This window comes from Exiguobacterium sp. UBA3491 (assembly GCF_002377745.1).
GTDB lineage: Bacteria > Bacillota > Bacilli > Exiguobacteriales > Exiguobacteriaceae > Exiguobacterium_A.
This window is the reverse complement of sequence record NZ_DFQK01000028.1, coordinates 206,110-206,402: the sequence shown is the minus strand read 5'-3', so window position 1 is coordinate 206,402 and position 293 is coordinate 206,110. Positions and strand designations below refer to the sequence as shown.

Below are 293 nucleotides of genomic sequence, written 5' to 3'. Positions count from 1 at the left end.
TAGCATATTCAAATGTGACTGTGCGTTTTTGTGCTCGGTTTGCTATACTGCAACTAGAAAACACCTTGAAAGGACTTCACTATGGCAGATCAACCAATCAAACATCCGTTCGAACGCTTCGTCGGCTTCATCGGCATGACGAGTTGTTTACGTTACGGCTATTCCTTCATTGATTCCGAACGGAGCTTACCCGAAATCTTTTTATATTTAGTTGTCGGTTTCGCGGTCATCATTCTACTCGAAGCACTTGGAAAACGACTTGCTCGGAAATTACCTGTCGTGCGCATGCGTTA

1 protein-coding gene is annotated in these 293 nt (G+C 44.0%); it reads left to right on the top strand.

Going from position 1 to position 293, the window contains the following annotated elements; translation table 11 throughout:
- Positions 1 to 81 precede the first annotated feature (81 nt).
- A partial coding sequence (locus B4F99_RS10830) for a hypothetical protein (RefSeq protein ID WP_290757778.1) occupies positions 82 to 293 on the top strand: 212 nt, incomplete at its 3' end.